The 23378-nt window shown below is 41.9% G+C and carries 15 protein-coding genes; 7 read left to right on the top strand and 8 right to left on the bottom strand.

All coding sequences use genetic code 11. The features are described 5' to 3' along the window. Positions 1-141: 141 nt before the first annotated feature. From ABMY45_RS04840 to ABMY45_RS04825, 4 genes are all read left to right on the top strand, one after another. Positions 142-2469, top strand: a complete 2328-nt coding sequence (locus ABMY45_RS04840; RefSeq protein WP_349288506.1) for a ferritin-like domain-containing protein — start codon at positions 142-144, stop codon at positions 2467-2469. Positions 2470-2482: 13 nt separating this feature from the next. Beyond that, positions 2483-3433 (top strand): DUF692 domain-containing protein, encoded by a 951-nt coding sequence (locus ABMY45_RS04835; protein ID WP_349288505.1) that lies wholly within the window; start codon positions 2483-2485, stop codon positions 3431-3433. Beyond that, on the top strand, positions 3433-4308 hold the full coding sequence (locus ABMY45_RS04830; protein ID WP_349288504.1) for a DNA-binding domain-containing protein: 876 nt from the start codon (positions 3433-3435) through the stop codon (positions 4306-4308). Before ABMY45_RS04835 ends, ABMY45_RS04830 begins: the two co-directional genes overlap by 1 nt. Before the next feature lie 112 nt (positions 4309-4420). Then, positions 4421-6367, top strand: coding sequence for a winged helix-turn-helix domain-containing protein (locus tag ABMY45_RS04825; protein WP_349288503.1), 1947 nt, complete (start codon positions 4421-4423; stop codon positions 6365-6367). Positions 6368-6418: 51 nt separating this feature from the next. Here the strand turns inward: ABMY45_RS04825 and ABMY45_RS04820 are convergent, their stop codons facing one another. The 4 genes from ABMY45_RS04820 to ABMY45_RS04805 form a co-directional block, all read right to left on the bottom strand. Further along, positions 6419-7528: an alpha/beta hydrolase-fold protein gene (locus ABMY45_RS04820; protein WP_349288502.1), complete on the bottom strand. Its 1110-nt coding sequence runs from the start codon at positions 7526-7528 to the stop codon at positions 6419-6421. Positions 7529-7731: 203 nt separating this feature from the next. After that, complete coding sequence (locus ABMY45_RS04815; protein ID WP_102058384.1) at positions 7732-8133, bottom strand: hypothetical protein; 402 nt, start codon at positions 8131-8133, stop codon at positions 7732-7734. A 144-nt stretch (positions 8134-8277) separates the two neighbouring features. Next, positions 8278-10182, bottom strand: a complete 1905-nt coding sequence (locus ABMY45_RS04810; RefSeq protein ID WP_349288501.1) for a S9 family peptidase — start codon at positions 10180-10182, stop codon at positions 8278-8280. Between the two features lie 121 nt (positions 10183-10303). Then, positions 10304-11095 carry an AraC family transcriptional regulator gene (locus ABMY45_RS04805; RefSeq protein WP_227387692.1) on the bottom strand — a complete coding sequence of 264 codons (792 nt, stop codon included), beginning with the start codon at positions 11093-11095 and terminating at the stop codon, positions 10304-10306. Positions 11096-11193: 98 nt separating this feature from the next. Here ABMY45_RS04805 and ABMY45_RS04800 point away from each other — a divergent pair, with 98 nt between their 5' ends. Together ABMY45_RS04800 and ABMY45_RS04795 are read left to right on the top strand one after the other, a co-directional pair. Continuing rightward, on the top strand, positions 11194-11910 hold the full coding sequence (locus ABMY45_RS04800) for a type 1 glutamine amidotransferase (RefSeq protein WP_349288500.1): 717 nt from the start codon (positions 11194-11196) through the stop codon (positions 11908-11910). 323 nt (positions 11911-12233) lie between these two features. Then, positions 12234-12725 (top strand): hypothetical protein, encoded by a 492-nt coding sequence (locus tag ABMY45_RS04795; RefSeq protein ID WP_349288499.1) that lies wholly within the window; start codon positions 12234-12236, stop codon positions 12723-12725. Positions 12726-12860: 135 nt separating this feature from the next. Here ABMY45_RS04795 and ABMY45_RS04790 read toward each other — a convergent pair whose 3' ends face one another. From ABMY45_RS04790 to ABMY45_RS04780, 3 genes are all read right to left on the bottom strand, one after another. Beyond that, positions 12861-14027, bottom strand: coding sequence for a heparan-alpha-glucosaminide N-acetyltransferase domain-containing protein (locus ABMY45_RS04790; protein ID WP_349288498.1), 1167 nt, complete (start codon positions 14025-14027; stop codon positions 12861-12863). Positions 14028-14144: 117 nt separating this feature from the next. Beyond that, positions 14145-16256: a TonB-dependent siderophore receptor gene (locus ABMY45_RS04785; RefSeq protein WP_349288497.1), complete on the bottom strand. Its 2112-nt coding sequence runs from the start codon at positions 16254-16256 to the stop codon at positions 14145-14147. Positions 16257-16928: 672 nt separating this feature from the next. Beyond that, on the bottom strand, positions 16929-17705 hold the full coding sequence (locus ABMY45_RS04780) for a complement resistance protein TraT (RefSeq protein WP_099031941.1): 777 nt from the start codon (positions 17703-17705) through the stop codon (positions 16929-16931). Positions 17706-17862: 157 nt separating this feature from the next. Here ABMY45_RS04780 and ABMY45_RS04775 point away from each other — a divergent pair, with 157 nt between their 5' ends. Next, positions 17863-21963, top strand: coding sequence for a VWD domain-containing protein (locus tag ABMY45_RS04775; RefSeq protein WP_349288496.1), 4101 nt, complete (start codon positions 17863-17865; stop codon positions 21961-21963). Positions 21964-22157: 194 nt separating this feature from the next. On the opposite strand, the gene arsJ is transcribed toward ABMY45_RS04775, so the two are convergent. Then, positions 22158-23375 carry an organoarsenical effux MFS transporter ArsJ gene (gene arsJ, locus ABMY45_RS04770; RefSeq protein ID WP_349288495.1) on the bottom strand — a complete coding sequence of 406 codons (1218 nt, stop codon included), beginning with the start codon at positions 23373-23375 and terminating at the stop codon, positions 22158-22160. Positions 23376-23378 lie beyond the last annotated feature (3 nt).

Here is a 23378-nt window from a genome sequence, read left to right as displayed (position 1 = left end):
TTTCTAAAGAGAGTGGTGTTTTCACCTGAACCAATCACTTAACTTTATTAACTGAATTGCAATAGTTCGACATATATATCCAATACTACAGGCTATTAGGCGAAAAAATGCAGCAAGTCCACCGTCATCAAGGAGCAAGCTATGAATGTGCAGAATAAAGAGAGTCAGCCTTTAAAAATAAACAAAGAGCTCAACACCAACATCATCCTCAGCAGTACACAAAAGAAACAAATAAAAGCACGCGCAAGTAAATACAAGAACGCTGATTTATCTTGCCTTAGGGCAATAGCACAAGCCGCAATAAATGTAGAATTATTCACTATCCCTTTATACATGACAGGCCTTTATTCCATTCAAGGCACCCATGCGATCGCTGATTCATCAAACCTTTATCCAGGACGTTATTGGCCAGGACTTGGTCCAACAGCTGGATATATCCCGGAAGAGCGCCGTAGTCAATATGACGTTGATCTCGCGCCGTTATTCGATATAAATACGTTAGTTAGTGATAGTAAACCCAGCGATTTGTCGGATAAGTTTAGATTAACTATCAATCAGCAAGTTTTTAATGGCGTATATAGTGTTTTCATTGAAGAAATGCTCCATTTACAGCTTGCTTCCAATATGGCAAGTAAGTTGGGACTCACACCAAGCTTTACAAGTCCGGCATTGATTGATGAAAACTATGGTTGGAAATGCTACAACAACCAAAGTGGTATTCCACATATTTTGGACTTTGCTGACTGTACCAAAGACTTGTCGCAACTGAGCCCTGAGATTCAAGCTTACTTCAAACAAATTTTCCCAGGTAAAACGTTACAAGATCTACGCGTTAATGCCACTGAACTCAACAAAGAGCAGACACTACTCTTTATGTTGATTGAAGAAACGGAAGAAAACGCAAAGAAAATTATCCAAGAGCAATATTTAGAACCAAACAAAGACACAAAACGGCCAAAATATTTTGAGCAGGCACCTTATGACTGGTGGAAACCAGATTACACTGAGAAAAACCTGCCGCTGTTTGGCTCGATTGGACACATGTACCTCAGCTATTGGGATTATATCCAGATCCAGTATGACGATGGCACAAGCTTGCTCGACTATGCAACCATTCAGCGCGACTATTTTAATGAGCGCCCTGGTAATAAAGATTATCAGCCACAATTCCCAGGTATTAAGGGCTCTCTCAACGTAAAAGAAGATCATACTGTATTAAAAGAAGCGTTAATGAATAATGTAAATGCCATTACTGATCAAGGTGAAGGTGATGGTGTGGCAGAAATGATTTGTAAACGCTGGGCTGATGAGAAATGGGCACAAAACCTCCTAGCAGCGAAAGCGGATGAAGCGGATGATCCCCACCTCAGCACCGTAGAAGAGAAGTTTCAACCTAGTGCAGAAGCATTGAAGGCGGATTATCCCGCAAGCTGCGGTGAGGGTCCAATTTCCGGTTCGGCGTGTGCGCGGATCACTAATAAATACAAAGATCACTTTCAAATATTTACCGATACCATGAGGCTCATTGTCGACTTTGAGAAGTCTTCAAGTCAACCAGACGAACGTTACATGACTTGGTCAACTTGGTTTGCTGAGGGTAATAGCTGGAATGAGGCGTTATTGGACCCCAACGGCGATGATGAAGCAGCTAAGCAAAACCCAAATCTACCTTGCGTCAGCAGTGTAGTAAAAGCGCTTAACAACCTTAAACTCTCATCAAATATTGGCAATACGCATCAATTATTCAGTCAATCTGCGGTAGGCACAATTAAAGGTCTAACTACTGCACTTGATCGTTATTGGTCTGGTAAGACCAGTGAATTTCCGGGCCCTGCGATGGGTGGCTCTGGCGATAGGATCTCGATTTGCTGGGCAACTACGGGAATTGCGCCGGATTTAGTAACGGGTATCGCCCCACAAAATCCGAACACCCTTTATCATGCCTGCCAAGGAATGAGCTATACCAACATAGGTTCGAATGACTTACCACCTCCTGAGGTATATCACAGTTGTAAAGGCAGTAATGATTGTAAAGCACAAGGTGGTTGCGGCTTTGTTCATAGCACAACGCCCGGCGGTAGCTGTGGTGGTAGCGTATCAACAGGGCCAAAAAGTGCACCTGCAGATAATAAGTGTAATAACTTGGGTGGGTGTGCCGTGCCTATATCAGCCTCTCAACTCTTCCCTGAACTTTCTGGTGAAGACCAAGAATACGATATGCAACTATTTAAGTTTAACTTAAAAGATAATACTTTCTCTCCAATGGATTACACTTATCCGAAAGGCCAACAAGCCCCAACAGATCAATCTGCAGATCATGTGCTTATGCCTTATAAACAAGGGGATGCCGTATACGATATTGCTTGGCAAGCATACTGCAATGCCAATGGTTTATTGAACGAAGATGGCGAACCTAAAGAGAAGCCAAAACCTTCAGATATTCGTCTAGCACTTCCTCCATCAACTTGATAGGAAAGATAGCATGACAAATCCAATTCGGACGCAGCAGCTTGCTGCGTCCGCTATCGAAAAACTAACCGACTTAGGGTTTGGTGTTGGCCTGAGAAGCCAGCACTATCCCTTTATCATGTCTCAATTGGAACGCGGAGCATCGCTTGATGTTGACTGGTTTGAAATCATCAGTGAAAACTATATAGATAATCACGGCTATGGTCGGCATGTGCTCGCTCAGTTAAAGGAACAATACCCGCTAGTGATGCATGGTGTGTCAATGAATATTGGTAGCAGCGACCCTCTTAACTTTGAATACTTAGGCAAACTCAAAGCGCTAAGCGAGTTTGTTCAGCCACAGCTTATTTCCGATCATTTATGTTGGACAGGTATTGCTGGTTTGAATAGTCACGATCTCCTACCTATGCCATTAACTGACGAAAGCCTACAACACGTTATCAACCGTGTTGATCAAGTACAGGATTTTTTAGAGCGACCTTTGGTGCTTGAGAACCCATCAACATACCTTGAATTTCAACATTCAACCCTCACTGAAAGTGAGTTCTTTAGTGAGTTAGTCACCGCAACAGGCTGCGGCATGCTATTGGATGTAAACAACGTCTTTGTTAGTAGCTTTAACCATGGTTTTGACGCCGAAGCGTTTATTCGTCAACTCCCCCATGAGCACATCGTTCAAATCCATCTAGCCGGTCCTAGCGACTGCGGTGATTGTTTGATAGACACCCATGACCAACCAGTGCCCGCCAAGGTTTGGCAGCTTTACCAACTGGCGCAGCAGTTAACGGGTGGCGTGTCTACCTTACTTGAATGGGATGCCAATATCCCCAGCTTTCCTGAACTCGTTGATGAGTTAAGCAAAGCAAAACTGGTACTAACAGGGCATATTCCAAAGCAAGATACAGTTACTAACACCAACGCGCTGTCAACTCCAATCGTCAAAGAGCGAGCAGAATTAACATAATGAAAACGCCAGACTTAACGCAAACTCAGCAGTGGCTTAGCACCGTTTTAATGGTGCGAGGCGACCTACCACAAAAACTCAATACCGCTGCAAATCCGCATGGTTTAACGCTGCATGACTGTGTAAAAAGTAGTAAAACACTGGGAGCCATGAGAAGAGTAGACATCTATGCTGCAGGCTATGTGATGCGTTTAGTCGAATGTCTTCGGGGAGAGTTTGCACTACTTCGCCAGTTTATGGGCGACGAAGTATTCGACACCTTCGCCAAAGCCTTTATCGTCACCTTACCCTCTAAGTCTTGGACACTACATCAACTAGGCTCGCGCTTCGCTGATTTTTTAGCACACACAAAACCCACCGGTGATTTTAATGCCCACCAGCAAGCTATGTTTAGCTTGCCTTCAGAGCTGGCTAAGTTTGAAAGAGCCAAAGCGCTTGCACTGTTAAAACCAGGACCGGAAACCGAGCAATCAACTGCAGTAATAAACGAGATTGAGCTCCTTTGCGGTATCGCAGAAAATTTTGTCATGTCGGTGCCAGAATCAGTACAGCTTATTCAAACCGATTACCCTTTGCTGCCGCTTATAACCCAGCTTGAGCAAGCAAAGCCGTACACCTTGCCAACGCCTGAGCAAACGCATATTGCAATATCGCGCCAACAATATCGCATCAAAATGAGTGTATTGAATGACTGGCAAGCAGACTTATTACTACATCTGAGAAACAAACCGCTACGCTATCAAGAAGCGGTAACCTACAGCGCTAACCACCTAAACTTGGATCAACAAGCGCTGCAATCGCAGTTAGCAGTTTGGCTGCCAAGCGCTAGTAATATGGGGCTGTTTACGTTACAAAATGAACCAGTGCCCCAGTGATCCAATTTTCTAAATAATGGCTCAGTTAATAAAGTGAAATAAACCTTGATGGGTTATTTTTATATCCAATACAAGATAGACTAGCTGTATCGACTGCTGCTCCCAAATAATAATGATAACAATCAATAACCGTAAGCTAGACTTAGCCACGGGTGAACTTACCTACCTTGATGAGACAATCAAATTAGAGGCTAAGGTGCTGGCAGTACTTGAAATACTGTATCAACATCGTGGCACGCTTGTTACGCAAGAGCACCTACTTAATTCTGTATGGCAAAATACCGTCGTCGCCCCAAATGCCCTTCAACGATGCATCGCTCAGCTTAGAAAACTACTTGGAGATAGTGATAAACGTATTATCCAGACTTTTCATAAAAAGGGCTATCGTTTACAGGTTGGGGAGCAGCATACTAATTTAAGCCAAAAGCTGAGAACCTGTGCTCTCTATTTCGCAGGTTTCATCATCCTCTTCGGTATATTGTTTAGCTATTCAACTATGCCAAAAGCTAATTTCCAACTTTCAGAGGTTACACCTGTAAGTTACGGATTGGAGTTGGAGAGCACTGCGACACTCACCTCAGGTAGAAGGTTATTATATGTGGCCAGAACACCGCAAGCAGCGGAACTAAAAGTAAAGGATTTGGATTTCCAAACAACTAAGTTAGTTACCCGTGCATTGGATTTTGTTGGCAAACCTCAGCTTAACAAAGAGGGTAAAAAAGCAGTACTCATTGAAACACGCAAAACAAAATCACAAGCTAAGTGTCATCAAGCTATCGTCGTGTTACCAAGATTTGCTGCCAGAAAAGTGATCTCTCCTTGCTTAAATAACGAAGTGCGGCAAGCCTACTGGGTTGGTCATCAAGTGTTACTTATCGCCAATAACGAGTATGCCCTTTTTACTCCGCACTCAGACTCAGTCACATTTACTTCTTTACCTATAGCAGCAACAATTTTAGCGTCCTCATTTAATGAGGATCAACTTACTTTACTCACCCAAGATCCAGATGAAGAGGCTTATCTCTCTAGTTATATGATTAGCAAAGAAAACGAGCTTTTTCTTCTTCAACAAGAAAAATTGTCTGATGTAGAATTAGACCGTTCGTTGATGTTAGTAGAAGGGCCAGATACAACACACATACTTTCAACCGCATCTGCGCTCTATATTTTTCAAAACCTCAAGCTTGTACAAGCCATTCCGGCAATCGGCTCAGAATCGTTTTACATCACTGAATACATTAAAGGTAATAGCTATTTAGCGACACTAGTTCGAGAACAAAAGCAGATTAATATTCAAGACAACCTCTCTACAAGCCGACTTACAATCAGCCACTACGACGAGCTATCAGGGCAATTCCAACCAAGTGGAAATGCCATTGCATTTCTCTCTAATCGTACAGGCACCAATGAAGTTTGGTTAAAGCAAGAACAGCAAGAGATCCCGCTCACCCATAACAAACATATTTCGTCTTTTGTTTGGACAGCCGATGGTAAACAATTGTGGGCAGCATCAAAACAAAGTTTACTGAAAATCAATTTAGTCACTGGCGTTGAAGTTTTTCCTGCTTTATTTGAAAAGCAAATTATAATGCAATCAATTGAAATAAAAGGAAGTAACTACCTTCTCATCAATGATCTTGGCGATGAACAGCTAGTACTTTTCGACCCTGTAACCAACCATAAACAGCCACTTTATCAGGGGCAGGTTCACTGGGCACAAATACAGCAAAACGGTACTGTCTATATAGCCACACCAGATGAGCCAAACTTAAAAGTACTCGTCAACAATTCGCTCAAACCACAGCCAATAACAAACAAAATCACATTGCATTGGCGTTTTTACCTACGTGGGAATGAGCTGATTATTCCCGACAAACAGGCGACTATCTGGCGCTATAACATCAACACGCAAGTTTTGGATACATTGGGCAAATCCGACGAGCAGACTCGCTTGATCACAGATGTTCAACTACATCCTTTTAAGGTTTTAGCTGACTCACCAAAAACACTTAGCGCAAACCAAGTTAAAGTAAAAATAGCAGAACCAGAGAACCGCTAATATAAAGGTGGCTCACACATGTGCGCCACCTTTATATTACTCTTAATAACGCTAAAGCCGAGACAATACTTGTTCAATATACTGCTTGGCTTCTTCATTTTTTTGCTCTGTTGCTAGCAGCAAGGCACGCTTTAGCTGAAGTGTTGCTTGTGTTGTATCGCCCGCATTCAAAAGAGTCTGTCCATAACGTAAATTGTAAATTACAGAGTTAGGCATAGTCGCAAGTAGTTCATCAAGCACGTTTTTTCCAAGTATTGTATTGCCTTGCGCGAATAAATATTGCCCTAGAGCAAGCTGATTGGCCTTAATATCAATCGAGTACCCATAGCGCTGTTCTAGTTTTTGGTGATATTCTCGCAACCCATTCAGGCCTGACTTGTCAAATTGAGCATAATCTTGAAGCTTTATTGCGCCAAGAATATGTTGTAATCCATGTCTTAGCGCTAGCTGTGCGCCTACATGATAATGATGTTGACTTAAGTCTTCCAACATCAAATGTTGGTGTCGTTTTGAAACGGCGAGCGCAGCAAAAAACGGCCTATTTTCGTCAAAGCTGCCAAGGCTGATATATAGGTTATTGGTGAGCTTGCCCTTGGTGATGCTGTCACTAATATCCTCTTTTAGTAGCTTGGGGAGGTGATTCCAAATTGGCGCAGACAATATTGCACCTTGGAAATACCCGGGCATTTCTCCTAATAAATTCAAGGCAATCGCCGCCCTGCTTGAGTACCCTTCAATGACTTTAAACGGCGAAAGATTAAATTGCCGTATTAATGTTGGTTCAACTTCACTTGCTAACACGCGAGCTAGCAAGGCAAAATACGCTTGGTCAGATAACTTGTCAGCCCCAGCAAAACTCAATTTGGGCACTCGCACAATCACAAGTTGCGGGATAGGTGAAAAACTAGTGTGACTCAGCCAGTCCACTTCAGCTTTCAGTACATCAAAACGGCTCTCTCCCGCAGTTGTATAAAGAGTTGAGTATGGCTCTTTTCGGTTAACATCAAAATCAAAAGGCAAATATATTTGTACATCAACAGGCCCTCCCACTAACTTTGAACTCACAGTGATATACTGTAATTTTGAGGCTATCTGAGCGTGAGTAACTAACGCAAACAACGCGCAATTTAACCACATCAAACTTTTTAAAAGTATTTTCATGCTTTTCTCCATTTTTGGGTAAGCTTATGAAATAAAAACTTTTAAAACTTGATGCATTGCTTATTTTTAATTGATGAATTGCTGATGTGGATCTATCGGAGTTTGTTAGAGGCTAAATATCAGGTGCTAACAAACATGGTTACCTAAGTCGCAACGTCTAGCACAGTGACTATGGTTGTAAAAAGTGATGCTACTAAGGTTTATTAATTTCGCGTATACACGTTAAGCAACGGAAACTTGTTCTCACCGAAAGCCAGTGTGAGTGAAAGCGTTTCTCCGCCATCAAAGCTTTCAGAAAGCTTCATCGGCGCGATCCTTTGCCCGTTTGCTGTTAGTGCCAGCAGGTGTTTTTGTGTTAATGTCCGACGCCCGCTCGATTGATTTTTAATCGTGATCATTGCCCAGCGTTCACCGTTTTCGTTGCTCATCAGTACCGCGTTAAGTACCTTGAAGTCACTGATATCTGGGTAAATATTGGCATCATTCGGAAAAGCCAGTTCCATATTGTTAGGCACTACACTATCAATCGTTAACGCTTCTTCAGCTGCCTGTGTATTCACAGCCAACATAAGTAACCAAAAACCACTTATTATCCTTTTAATCATTTAATTTTTCCTTCTATTTTCCTTTGACTAATTCAACTTTTGGGCACAACAATACTAGCACAGCACCAAGGTTACACTGCAAAACAAAAATGCCAGACTACACACTGTGCGATCTGGCATTTTCTTAACTAGTAGTGACATCGATTATAAAGTTTCTTCTAACCACTTGAAGAATTCACGCTGCCAGACTATCCCGTTTTGCGGTGTCAGTACCCAGTGGTTTTCTTCAGGGAAATAAAGAAAACGGCTTTTCAAGCCACGTAGTTTAGCGGCTTGGAAGGCTTGCATTCCTTGGCTCAGCGGTACACGGTAGTCTTTACCACCATGGATCACGAACATCGGAGCATCCCACTTATCCACATAGCTGATTGGGTTAAACTGATTGTATGCCTTGCTGATGGCCGCATTGTTTTGCTCCCAGTACGCGCCACCCAATTCGTTGTTCACGAAGAACATTTCTTCGGTTGTGCCGTACATACTGCGCAAATCAAAAATGCCACAGTGCGCGATAAAGGTTTTGAAACGACCATCATGATTGCCAGCTAAGTAAAACGCAGAGTAACCACCAAAACTTGCACCAACTGCCGCGATACGTTTGTTGTCAACATATGACTCTTTCGCAACATCGTCGATAGCGTCAAGGTAATCTTGCATTACCTTACCACCCCAATCTTGGCTGATATCTTTGTTCCATTTCACGCCGTGTCCAGGCATACCACGACGGTTTGGCGCAACCACAATGTAGCCTTGTGATGCCATCACTTGGAAGTTCCAGCGGAAGGAATAAAACTGTGATAACGGCGACTGTGGACCACCTTGAAGGTATAACAGCGTTGGATATTGCTTACGCTTATCAAAATTAGGTGGGTAGATAACCCAAGTTAGCATGTCTTCGCCGTCTTTTGTCTTCACCATTCGCTTTTCAACGTTCGGTAAATCCAAATCAGCATAGAACGCCTCGTTCACATTTGTCAGCGCAACAAGCTTTTTGCTATTCAGATCAAAGCGGAAGATCTCTTTTGCTTGATTCATGCTATTACGAGTAACCACTAGCTGATCGTCTAGGGCAGCGACAATGCTATTTACATCAAACATGCCCTTAGTTAGCTGCTTAATTTTTGGATTGGCTTTGGTTTTGCTGCTCACCGCTACTTGAAATAGCTGGATTGTCCCGTCAATTGGTGCAATAAAATAAATATGCTTGCCATCGTGACTCCACTCAAAACTGCTTACCGTGCCGTCCCAATGCGCAGTTAAGTTGACTTCTCTGTCACCCAACTTAACGATAATGTCATTTTTATCCGCCTCGTTACCCGCTTCATCCATACGTAAGAAAGCCAGCAACCCTGTCGATGAGAACTCAGGGCTTTTATCATAACCCAAGTTTTGCTCGGTTAGATTGGTGGTTTTCTTACTGGCTAAGTTATAACGATAAATATCTGTGTTGGTGCTGCTCGCATATTCTGCGCCAGTCAGCTTTTTACTGACGTAGTAGATATTTTCACCTTTAGGGCCCCAAACATAATCGCTTGAACCACCAAATGGTGACGTCGGACTATCAAAAGGCATCCCTTTCATGATGTCGACTTTTCCTTCAGTAGTCAGGTCCTGATAGAACACATGTTTAACACTGCCGTCTTTCCAGGTATCCCAATGGCGGTAATTTAAATCATCAAACACATAAGCATCTGCTTGCGTAAGTGCTTTATGTCTGTCCGTCGCCAACACAGCTTCAACATTGACGGTGTCATGAAATAGTTTTTTGCTGCCATCTGGCGAAATGTTGTCGTCTGACAATATCCCTTGATACGCGCTTAAAAGCTGGGACACCCCACCCTTTAACGGCACTTGATAAACTTTGCTATCAAAGTCATTGTTTTCAACGCTTGGCGTTGTAACTCGATAAATCACATGGGTTTTGTCTTTAGATAACCCAAGCGCACTTACGCGCTTTACTTGCCAAAGCTTGTCAGGGGTCATTACCTCTTTGGCAACCAACCCAAAACTTGGTGCTAATCCTAAGCTAGCACATAAAAGAATTCGCAACATCGCGAAATGCCTCCAATAATTAAATCCCACCTAGACTACATAAAGCGGGAAGAACTTAAAAGCATTCACGATAAGATACTTTCGTCTCTAGCGCAGGTAACCTAAAAGCAGCAGAAGTTGCTCAAAATAAATTTACGTTGTGCTGTAAGTTGGCAATTCGGTATTTTCTCGGTGTTTGATTGAATAATTTCTTAAACGCTTGCACAAACGCAGAGTCAGAAGCGTACCCCAACTCGATAGCAATTTCCTGTATGCTCTTTTGCGACTCTAACAATTGCAAAGATAAAACTAACCTCACATTTTGTCTCCACCGTGAAAATGATTGGGAAAACTCTCTTGAGCACAATCGCGACAAAGTGCGCTCAGAAGCGCCCACTTTTGTTGCCCACTCCTTTAACGTAAATGGTAAATCCGGTTGCTCTTTAAGCTGTAAGAAAATGGATAAAAGACGTTTATCGGTAGGTATGAGCAAAGGTATTTCATAACGGTTTGCGATCTCGATCTGATCTCGCAATACCGTTAGCAAATGTGTGATATTGGACTCTGCTTGAGTGAGCGTCTCGTTTTCAAATAGAAGCAGTATTAATGCTTTAATAAATGGCGTTACCAGACAGGATTTTGGTTTGTCTCCATACTGAACATATTTTTCGGGATTAAGGTAAATCGCCAAAAACTGTGTATTTGTAATCGCTATGGATTTATGCACTGTATTTGCGGGTATGTAGAGCATGCCATTGTGAGGAACAATCCCGCTTTTATCGCCGATACTTGATTGCAGCAGCCCCTGCAAAGGAAACACAATTTGATGCCACAAATGTGAGTGAAAGTCATCAATATAACCAGAAGCCATATTCGTCGTTTTGGTTATGATTTGTTTATTAGGAGAACCTTTGATGAGGTCATTAGCTTGCATCTTGGCGACTTATCAACATTAAACGTCTGTTAGTATAAATTACGCCATCCAAATTTAATATACCATCTACAGCCTATAGTTAATTAAAAGGCACAAAGATGCATATTCACTTTATCGTTCATGAACATTTCGAAGCGCCCGGCGCCTATGAATCGTGGGCAAATAAACGCGGCCATACCATTACCTACTCGCGAGTTTATCAAGGAGAACCGCTCCCAAAAAATGCCAAAAACCTAGATTTTTTGATTGTAATGGGAGGACCTCAAAATCCGTCGACAACTATTGAGCAATGCCCACACTTCGATACAAAAGGTGAGCAAGAAGTCATCTTGAACTCGATTACCGCCGGAAAAGTTGTGCTTGGTATATGCCTAGGGTCGCAACTCATTGGTGAAGCGTTAGGTGCAACATTTGAACCTAGCCCTGAACGTGAAATAGGAAAATACCCGATAACCTTGACGGAAGCTGGGATGACACATCCATTATTTAGTCATTTTGGAAAAGTGTTGGATGTCGGTCATTGGCATAATGATATGCCGGGGCTCACCAATGGATCACAAGTGATTGCATATAGCGCGGGGTGCCCAAGGCAAATTGTCGCCTACAGAGACCTAGTATACGGTTTTCAGTGCCATATGGAATTTACCAAAGATATCGTCGCATCACTTATTGAAAATGACGACCTCAGTGACGCGTTGCAGCATCCATTTGTAGATGAGCCAGAGGTTTTACTGAACCATAACTATGACGAAATGAACCAAAAACTGTATGGTTTTTTAGATAAGTTAGAAAGCTTTTATAAATCACAGTCCTGAGCGTTAATTATATTATTTAACCTGCCTAATTGCTCAGGCTAGCGGCCTCTGTACGTCTAAAAAATATAATTGCTTATTAAGGCTAATTTAGGTGTAATGAAGACATAATAAGCGCTGAGCAATGCAGGGAAAGCTTACATAACACTAGCTAGGAAAGTGAAAGCCTCTAAAAAGCCTATTTTTTCTAAGTAAGCCCACAGCATAAGCAACACCAGCTCTGACACACCGAGCAGGTGACGGCTCAGTCCGACCAGCGATTATGCAACACAAACTGCGTGTCGCATAAATACTAAAATGTTATACAACTACGGATAACTCAGAGTATGCCCAATCCATTTATTCCTGAATCGTTTAAGCCTCCGACGTTTTTTGATAGTGAAAATTTTCACTTCAGAGTTCTTGAAGAAGAAGTTGCTGAGTTAGACTTTGAAGCAGTAATGTCCAGTCAAAAAAGGCTACAAGGATTATTTGGCCCTGAAACTGAGTGGCCTAAAGTTAATATGACCCTCGAAGAAAATATAGAAAGCTTAAAAATTCATAAACAAGAATTTGAATCAAGGGATGCTTTTGCATATTCCATATTTAACAATTCAAAGGAAAAATGCCTAGGCTCTGTTTATATAGATCCAAGCCGATCACTAAATTATGACTGCGAAGTCTACTTGTGGATTCGAGATGATAATATTGCGTTAGAAAAAATACTTTATCAGACTGTCTTAAATTGGCTTCAATCGGTGTGGCCTTTCTCAAAAATAGTGCTGCCGGGCAAGTCGATTTCATGGAAAGATTGGACTCATGAGTTAAAAGTTGTATAACGAGGCTATGAATAAAAAAGAACTTAACAAAAGAATAACACAGACACCCATCACAATTCGCATCTATATGATGATGGGTGTCTGTTATCTGCTTCGTTTATAAGAAAAACAACAACTTAAACAACATTTAAATATTTAAAAATACTTTACCCATCGCGCCGATGTTTTCCGTTTATAACCTGCAAACCATTTACATAATGGGTATAAAAGCACGCTTAAAAACATTGCGAATAGCCATATCTGCCAAACATGATAAAAGCCAAAATATGCAGTTTGACTGCTACCATAGTGCTGATTCGTACCAAATAGCCATTGTGCCAATATACTAAGAACAAGTAGCGCGTATAGGTGCGTAATGTAGAAAAACATTGGCGCTGACCCTAATACTCGAACTGGCTCTAATACTCTGAGCGCATTAGTCTCTAAAAACGCTAATACGAATGCACCAACTCCCAAGGTAAGTAAAATAAAATCGAGAGACGGCGGATATTTAGTAAAGTTAAAAAAGTCCATTGTGGTGAGAAGTGTTGTTGCCTGTTGAGACCAATCAAGTGTTTCTCCGTATAGATTTAATCCTCTTAAAACCAGTAACCCTACTAATAGCGCTGCTCCGCTTTGCAATAAAATGGTTTTACGTGCTTGCGATGACACTGAGCCTGAAAATAAAGGCCCTACCGCATAGCCGCACAAGATAACGCCAATCCAAGGTAAAACCGGATAAGACGCTTTTACGTTAACAACAGCATCTGCGACTAAATAACCTCGGTCATGCAGAATAGTCCAAACGGTATAACCTATTTCGTTCGGTGCAAACTCGATGGGCGACAATAAATTATGACCAGCAACAATACTTACACCCAATATTGCAATCACACTACGAGGTAAAGCGACCATCAGTGCCAATACCACCATACTGACGCCAATTGCCCAAATAACTTGCAAGTACAGTGTTTGATACGCGCCAAACCAAGAAAAATTAACCAGTGTCATTTCAAGTAAAATTAAAAATAGGCCACGCTTTAAAAGAAATGACTGGGCCGACCGCTTTGCACCATTCGCGGGGTTTTCATACAACCAAGCCGATAAACCTGTCAAAAAGACAAAAATAGGCGCACAAAAATGGGCACTTAAACGGGTAAAATACAGATCTGGACTCGTGGTATGAATGTCCATTGGATCAAGAACTGGTACATGCAAGAAAAACCGCTCTCTCACATGGTCAACCAACATAAATAACATCACGATGCCACGCAGTATATCGATAGAAGACAACCGTGTTTTACTGTTTTGAAGATTATTCATTACACTCTTTCTCGTGTTAAAAACGAAAAAACAGTCCAAGTAAAATGACTCAGACTATTACTCTCTCGACAAGCAGAAGACTTAAAATATGCTAAGATTTTACGCTCGTATTAGGGATCAAAACTGATACTTCACACTTGCGCTGTATGTTGTAGGTGATCCCGGCATGGTCCATAGTTTGTGATAGGAGTTTTCAAAATAGGTCTTATCAAACAGGTTGTTGATGTCCAGTTTCACACTTACCTTGTCATTTAATTCAACCGATGCCGATAAATTAACTAGCGTATAGGATGGCAAAATGAAGTTTGCGTCTGTTGTTTCGCCCAGACGATCACCCACATAATTCACGGTTGCCCCAAGATAGGATTCTTTTCCTAAAAGTGTGGTGTAATGCTTCAGTGAAACATGACCAATATGGTCTGCAACATTAATCAAACGTGAGCCTTTGGGAATAGGCACGCCCCAGTCTGCATTAATCACATCATTTGTGGTTTTTGCGTCGGTATAAGCATAAGCAAGCGCGAGCACAGTATCGTCGGTTAATTCAGTCGTTAATTGAAATTCAATACCTTGGCTTTCTACTTCGCCCAAGGTTGCCGATAAGCCGGTGTCAGGTTCAGCGGTAAGCATATTGGTTTTTTGCGCATCAAAAAGTGCAATGCTACCCGAGAAACGATCCGCAACACCTTGCCATTTAGCGCCAATCTCAAATGATTTAGTTTCCTCTGGTTCAAACGCATTACGATCAGAATCTAAACCTGGGTTTGGCCTAAACCCTTCTGCGTAACTTGTGTACAGATTAACTTTGTCATTCGCGTTATAAATAAAACCCAAGCGTGGCGTAAACTCGGTTTGCTCTTGGCTTTGCGCTTCATCACTACGAAGGTTAAGAATGTCTTGCTCAAATTTATCAACACGGACACCCACTAATACTTTCGATTTTTCGGTCAGTTCGATCAAGTTTTGAGCATAAATACCAAGACCTTTTTGGTTTTCTTCGGTCAACGTTTTTAATACAGGTTCTGGTTGTGTTTGCGTGTAGTCTGGGTTATTTGGGTTAATGCTATAGGTGGTATCGCCCGACCCCCATGCCGTACGCCATACTTTATAATCAGTATCAATGTCAAAATTATAGTGATCAACGCCCACTAGAATGTTGTGCTTTACACTACCTAATTCAATTTCACCACTGAGTTCAATACGCGCAGAAACATCCAAAGCCTGGTAGTCTCGAGCACGTCTTTGACGAGAAAGTAGGCTCTCGTCGGTGTATATCAGCTGTCGACCATCTGATAATTCGGTATCTGAAGATACACCTTCAAATGAAGAATCTCGATAAGCAAACCCGGTGAGTATGTGCCAATCATCGCTTACCTTATGATTTAACACTAACTGATGACCTAAGGCTTCAACTTGGTGCGCACCATCACGAATATCACCATAAAAAGCGTCCGTGTTAACGTCATCAAAGTTATTATTTAGAATATACACACCTCTATCCAACGGCTTTTTCTGATCGAGTACTTCCATTTCATAGCTCAGACTCGTGTCATCAGAAATATTCCACAGTATCGACGGCGATAAGTGCAAGCTATTGATTGAAACATGGTTCCTATGTGTGTCTGAATCTTCATATGCGCCATTTAGTCGATAAGCAGTTTCTTTGGTAGCTGAGTTTGTGTAATCAAATTCAAACTGTTTTTTACTGTAATTACCAAACGTTGCTTGAATATAACCTTGCTCTTCGAACTGAGGCTTTTTGGTAATGATATTGATAGTGCCACCGGGCTCCCCTTGCCCATATAACGCAGAGCCTGGACCTTTCATGACTTCAATGCTTTCGATATTGGCTGTACTTCTATTGCCGTTGTAGCCTCGAGAATTAAAACCATTGACAAGATAACCTGATGGATTATTTTCATCACCCGAGAAACCACGGATAGCAAAGCTATCAAACATGCCTCCAGAGTTATTTTGCCTAACAACACTCGGTGTGAGTTCTAACGCTTCCATAAAGCGAGTAATACTTTCGCTTTCAAGCAGTTCTGAGCTAATGGTATCGACTGCTTGAGGCGTTTGAACTAAAGGTACATTACCACGATAGGGCTGCCGAAACTGTTTAATCTCTATATGCTCTATCTCCCCGTTTGGGCTACGATTTGAAGCTGATTCTTGCGCAGTGGTGCCATTAGCCACCAAAATGAGGGAGAGTAGTAATTTTTTGTTCACTGGTATCTCTATTTTCTGGAATTTAAATTTTGATACAATATAACATACCGCCGCGTATTATTGTTATTTAATAAATTGTCAATTGACGCTTTTTTCGTGTATTTGGTCGAAAGCTCTCACTTGCTTGAGCGCGCAGCACTGACACTTGGTAGTATTTTCCTCATGCTGTTTGTGCTGGTACAAGGCGGGAATATTTACGGTAAAACGGTGGCATGGTGACACTTTAGCTCAGTGATGCCGAAAGCAAGGTCGGTATTTAATGTGACGAAGTGCCCACCATCACTTCACTTTATTCTCATCACATTCGCTGCAATGAATTTAAGCTTAGCTATGCTAGAAATGCTACGCAAAAACGTAACCCGTGCACCAAGAGAATAGGCTCGGTTCCCAGCACACCTTTGTTTTCTGCATTTGTACGCGCTACTTTTACGTTACACACCAGCCAAATTATTATTACGCACAAATCATGGGGAATATGTAAGCGTTGACCACTTTGATTGGGGTATTGTATTGGCCTACAAAATGAATTAGCCACTAAAAACACGTTGATCCATCACCTTGGTTGCAGTATTTGTAAAAAGCGACCGATAACCGTTAAAAATAGCTGGAAATATAGTATTGGCGCCTCACATCCATGCTAATACTATATTTCCATTATTACCGCACACCTTGCTACAACAGACCCGAAATAGAATTTACTAAACCTTGAACTAGCTTAGGTCGAGCCTCAACAAATTCTAGATTTACTTTATTCGCTGTAGAAACGATCCGTGTTTGATACTTTTTACGGTCGGTCACCTCGTTTGAAGTCACCGATTTATAGCCTGAGTTACCTTGCTTTAGTTTAGCTCTATTACCTTCTTGTACTTCGACACCCGATTTCGCGCGCTCAGAAACCTGTAAGTCAGTAACAATATTAAAATAAACGTCTTCCACCATTGCATCAGCAACAAAGCCCGCAGCTGCGCCAAGCAAGCCTGCAGCAGCTTGTCCTCGACCACTACCAAACTGAACACCAACAATAGCACCCGCTACAGCCCCACCATAGCCTTGGGCTAAAATTCCTCGATTTTCATCAGCGGTTGTTCTGCCAGCTTTGAGAATATTCGCTTGGATCCAAAAGTGCGCTGCATCTGGGTCATTAACAACCTTGTAGCCTTTTGACAATAATGCAGTTTGTATCTCGTTAGCGATGACTAAATCCTGCTTATCCGATGTGTTTCTGAGTTGCAAAAACACTGTGCGCTTGTCCTGACTGACTGGATCTAGAAATATAGAGTCGCTCATTTTAGTTTCAACTCTTAAATCTCGCTTTTTCACCGCAGTGTGCATCGCATTACACCCAGCCAGCTGCACTAACAGAAAGAGCAAACAAAGCAGTAAAGGCAAATTCCAAACGCCTGATATAGATTTTCCTGTAGATTGTTGTGATATAGTGCCGTGTTCCATGTCCATAACCCTTTTGATTTTATTAACACCTAGTTAATTTATTCAATGAACCGATACTGAACAAGGTGGAAATTTCGACCCTGTCTCATGCTGTTTTTTTCACGCATTCTTATTTTTTCAAAGCAACTTGCTCTCGCTCAAATACATAAGGATGGTTATGGATCTGCATAAATACATTCCTCTACGCACAACCCTAATTACGTTGTTAACAGGCGCTTTAGTCGCATGTGGTGGGGACTCAGATAACGATATAAATAAACCAACGAACAGCCTACCGATTGCTCAAGCAGGAGAAAATCAAACGGTCGATGAAAAGGCAACCGTCACATTACACGGTAGTGGCACAGATAACGATGGGGTGATTAAAAGCTACCAGTGGCAGCAACTTTCAGGCCCCCCAGTTTTGCTATCGGACCAAAGCAACGCAATTTCCTCATTTGTGGCTCCAGATGTCACAAAAAACGAGGAGTTAAGCTTCGAATTAACAGTTATTGATGATGAAGGAGGAAGTGCTACTGATCAGGTAGTTGTCACCGTAAACAACCTGAACAACATAACGATTCAATTGCAAGTACCTCAGAGCATCGCGAAAGGGTCGTGGGCACAATTAAAAGCAGATATATCGAGTGCCGTTGAAATTGACAGCATCGTATGGGAAGAATCAACAGATATAGAGCTTAACATTGATAACGATAAACCTGATTTTGCTTCACTAAAAATCCCTGAAGACTACACTGGAGATAACCTTGAGTTTACGGTCACAGTCTCAGATAAATCAGGCTACTCTATCTCTGCAAGCGCCAATGTAGAAGTTGCTGAAGCAATAGATTTTGTTGACTACACAGGTGACCATGATGAGCAACCGCTTGAAGATGCTGAAGTCATCGCTACATTAGACCCGAGCAGCGAATTGAAACCGGCAACAAGAGCCGTTGACGGTTACACAACCTTTATCGTTGATGGCCAATCGGGAGTAGAAATTACCCCAGAGATGGGTAGGCTCACACTCACCGCAGGTGCGTTAAGCGACATACAAGTCGGTGATATTATAGTCGGTGTCACCACTGATGGCGACACCGGGTTTATGCGTGAGGTTCTTGATATTGATGGTAATATTTTAACTACCTCGCAAGCACCATTACACAAAGCTTTTCCAGATGCAGACGTTAAACTAGACCTTGTTATCACGAACCAAGCAGCGACACTTAATCAGTCGATTTCAACTGCTAATAATACGGTACAGTCGAGTGTAGATGTTCCTATCTTAACGTTCTCAAGAACACTGCAACAAAAACTAAGCCCTGAAGTCACGTCTGTTGTAGAACTAAAGATGAACTCAAGCGCCCAGATAGGAATAGAGTTTTCAATTATTCGTGGTGAGGTAACTCACTTTTCTACAATTGCTCAAGCAGATTACCTCACTAATACTTATCTAAAAGCGAACTACAGTTACAACGGAGGCCTGAACAAAAGCAAGGTATTCAATCCCATTATTAACAAAAATGTTAAGCTATTCGTGGGGCCTATTCCTTTATTTTTAAACGTCAAATTACACCCACAACTTGGCGCTAATGTTATTGTTGCTGGTAAAGCAAATTTAAAGATGGGTATTAGTGCATCAGGAAACTATAGAACCGGATTCAAATATCAAAACGAAAAACTGAGCCCAGTTCACAGCTTTGTGCCTGTCATATCTCAAATTGGACCTGAATACGAACTATCAGGTGAAACATCAGCAAAAGTAAAAGCAGAGCTACAGTTTATGCTTTCTGCTTACGAGTTGTCTGTACCATTACCATTTGGGAATAAGATAGAGTTAGATGGCCCTGGAGCAGGGTTAGCAATGGGCCCATATGCAAAATATGCTGCTAAAGCAAACTACAAAAGCGCAGATCATGAGCCAAATTGTAAACTTGAACTCTCAGTAGGATTAGGAGTTAATGCCAACCTAGATTACGGCTTTGTAGGCGATATTCTTGGGCTGACAAGTAAAGCTAAGAAGAAAAAGATTCCTCTTTATGATTTGGAGCAACCAATTTGGGGCTCTGAAGTATGCCCATTTGAGACTCAATTCAATACGCTTACAGGTGCTATCTCCGACGTTGACGGTAGCCCCATATCAGACGCTGATGTGTCACTAACAAGCGTAAGCACTGGGTTTTCTCAACAATTATCATCCGATACCAGTGGCGCCTTTAGTTCTCCACCACTCGCAGTTGGTGATTATCATGTGATCGCTTCTAAATCGGGTTTTCAACCAGAGCGCATTACAATCACTGTTACCGAGGACACCAACCAACCAGTTCAATTAATTCTGCTCAGTGGTGAGCCCGTAGATGGTAGCAACCCAATTGACGACAACCTAGGCAATCCGCGCAAGCAGGCTCGTGTCACAGGAGACCCAAACTTACGTACGTTTGACGGCTTAAACTATGGATTTAATGGCGTTGGTGAGTATATCTTAGCCAAGTCCAATATCGACACTTTTGAGATTCAGGGCCGTTATGTCGCAGTCCCTGGCAATCAACACGTGTCTTTCAATGCCGCTGTCGCCGCAAATGTCGCAGGAACAAGAGTCACCTTTTACCCCAATGATGAAGGCCTTGCCGTGCTTATTGATGGTCAATTACAAACATTGAATAACGGTGCTAGTGAGCTTTCTAATCAAGCAAGTATCTTTAAACAAAATAATCGTCATTACGAAATAACTTGGCCAGACACCTCATTACTAAAAGTGTATCGGCGGGGTGAGTTTGTCGAGACAGAAGTGCTTTTACCAAACTCTCGTGCAGGCAGCGTTAATGGGTTACTTGGATACTTTGATGGCAACGTCGACAATGACTTAACGGATGCTAACGGCAATCAAATTGAAGACAAAGGTAACTTCAATCAACTTTATGATATTTACGGCAATAGTTGGCGTGTAACATCCGAATCCTCTTTGTTCGACTACTTCAATGATGAGACCCCTGAAAGCTTCGTTGACCTTAACTTTCCACGAACATTGTTAACTCAAGCGAGGTTAGAGGCACAAATTGGTAGTGCGGAATATCAACGGGTTAAAGAATTGTGCCAAAAGTATGTAAGCATAAAAAGCAGGCTTGAAGCATGTATCATAGATGTTGCTTTAACAGGAAACGAAAGCGATTTAAGCGCTTATCGCGCAATTTCGGAGCCAACATCTGAGTTAACATTAAAAGTTCCACCACAAATCACAATATTGTCTCCAACACCTGGCGCAATTTTGAGTAGTAACATCTTAATAGAAGGCAAGATTGAAACAGTTCAATCAAGTATCGCCAAATTATTTATTTCTATAAATGGAGAAGCTAAAAGAGACATTAGCTTTGCGCTTAATAGTGGCAGTTTCGCACTCACTCAACCAGCGGAGTCTTTTGTTCAAGGTGAAAACAACATTATACTCTATGCGACAGATAGTCAGGGGAGCCGAGCAAATTCAATTATTGGTTTTACGTTTGACAGTAACGTCGCACCTGCAGCTGGTGGAGATTTAATCGTATTCAATGATGTCAATATTCTAGATGATGAGCGGATTTACAAAGCTGATAACACGCAATTTGCGAAAAACCTAGCCAGTTTTTCAGGAAACAGCCTCCGTGCCCAAGGTTCTAAAATAGTCCTAGATCGATCTCATGATTCTCGCTGCAGTTGGTCATGCCAATCTATTAATTACCTGTACAGTACTTGGGAAGATTTAGGCTTTGAAGTTATTACATATCAGTCTCTAGAAGATTGGGATCTTGATGACCCACAAATAAAACTTATCGTACTCTGGACTCCACTTAACTCATATTCTCCAGATGAAGTCAGTCGCTTAAAACAATTTGCTGCACAGGGGGGAAGAATTGTATTTGTCGGTGAGCACGAGCTGTTCTATGGGCTAAAAGGCATTGAAGTTGAAAACAACTTCCTTATCAGTATGGGGGCATTTATGCGTAATATTGGAAAAGATGTATACGGCGGCAACCATTATTTTGATGTCGGTGAAGATAACCAACATCAAACAGTTCAGAATGTAGAAACTTTGGTATTCAACAGAGTATCCCTACTCTCTCTCGGTCCAAACGACTACCCCTTGGTGAAAAGTGCCGATGGTTTAGACGTAATAGCAGGAGTTGCACGTATTGATATCAATAATCAATCCAATGAACGCCAACAATATTACTTTATGCTACACCAGAGTAATAAGCCCAAAAACCCGCCATCACCTATCGTAAGTGATCGCTCAACAAACTAAAAATAAAGTAGGCCCACTCATGCACAATTTGATGAGTGGGCCATAAAATCTAGCCATAGTTGACTTAATTAGAGACCACAGCAAAACCACCTGACGTTAATAAACCAGAATAACAGGGCTAAATTAAACTTGGCTGTTGTATGTGTGTCAAAAAGCGGACGTTTGGTACTAACTCGCATTTGCCCCGAAACGTTTTACGTATTCTTTGAAGTAGCAGGTAACTTGGCAGAAATAAATGCAGCTAAAGTTACAAAAGCAAACGAAATGCCCAAACAAGCTGCTAACCCGCAGAGCTGGAAGACCCAGCCTGACAGCACTGTACCGATCAATCGCCCCATTGCATTCGCCATGTAGTAAAAACCGACATCTAACGAAACGCCATCGGCATCTGCCATGCTAACAATCAAATAACTGTGCAGTGACGAGTTGACAGCGAACAGTATGCCAAACACCATTAAACCTGCTATGAGTAACATTTTAACTTCCCAGCTAAAATATAGTGATAAGGCAATGCCTAATGTCACCAGTGCCAACAAGCTTGCCCATTTTACGGTTTCCGTTGAAGGAGAAACGTTGTCTTTGAAGTTGATTAGCTTCGGTGCCATTGATTGCACAATACCGTAACCAATAACCCAAAGCGCCAAGAAACTGCCTACCGACCAATGATCCCACTCAAAGGCTTGTGACAAGAACACAGGTAGCGCAACCACAAACCAGACATCTCGCGCACCGAATAAGAAGAGTCGTGCAGCTGATAAGATATTGATAGAGCGACTCTTTGAAAAAATATCGGTGAACTTAGGCTTGTTCTTAGCTTTCCCCAAGTCGTTCTTCAAGGCATAAAGGCTGTAACACCAGACAAGTGCCAGAACACCAGCCATTAATAACATTGCGCCTTTGAATGAAAGCAAAGTTAACAGTAAACCGCCTAAGAAAAAGCCAACGCCTTTCAGAGCATTCTTAGAGCCTGTTAATACCGCGACCCATTTAAATAATGTGCCTTCTTGTCCTGCGGCAACCAACATCTTAATTGAGCTTTTTGCGCTCATTTTGTTTAAGTCTTTGGCAATGCCTGAAAGCGCTTGTGCAATCATCACATACACAACTGTTAACCATTCAGCAGGAACAGCTAACATCAGCAAGGCGATAATTTGAATGGCTAAGCCAATGTTCATGGTTTTATTTAGCCCTAAACGGGCACCTAAGAAACCGCCAACTAAATTAGTGACAACGCCAAATATTTCATAAAACAAGAACAACATCGCAATGCTAAGCGGACTATAGCCTAACGCGTGGAAATGAAGCACTACCAACATGCGTAGTGCGCCATCGGTTAAGGTAAATGCCCAGTAGTTACCTGTGACAACAAGGTATTGCTTAATATCGTCTGATAATGATGTCAAGCGCTTCATAGT

The sequence above is a fragment of the Pseudoalteromonas sp. XMcav11-Q genome, from assembly GCF_040104525.1.
Classification (GTDB): Bacteria; Pseudomonadota; Gammaproteobacteria; order Enterobacterales; family Alteromonadaceae; genus Pseudoalteromonas.
The sequence above is the reverse complement of the archived record's forward strand: the minus strand, read 5'-3'. Positions and strand labels throughout refer to the sequence as shown.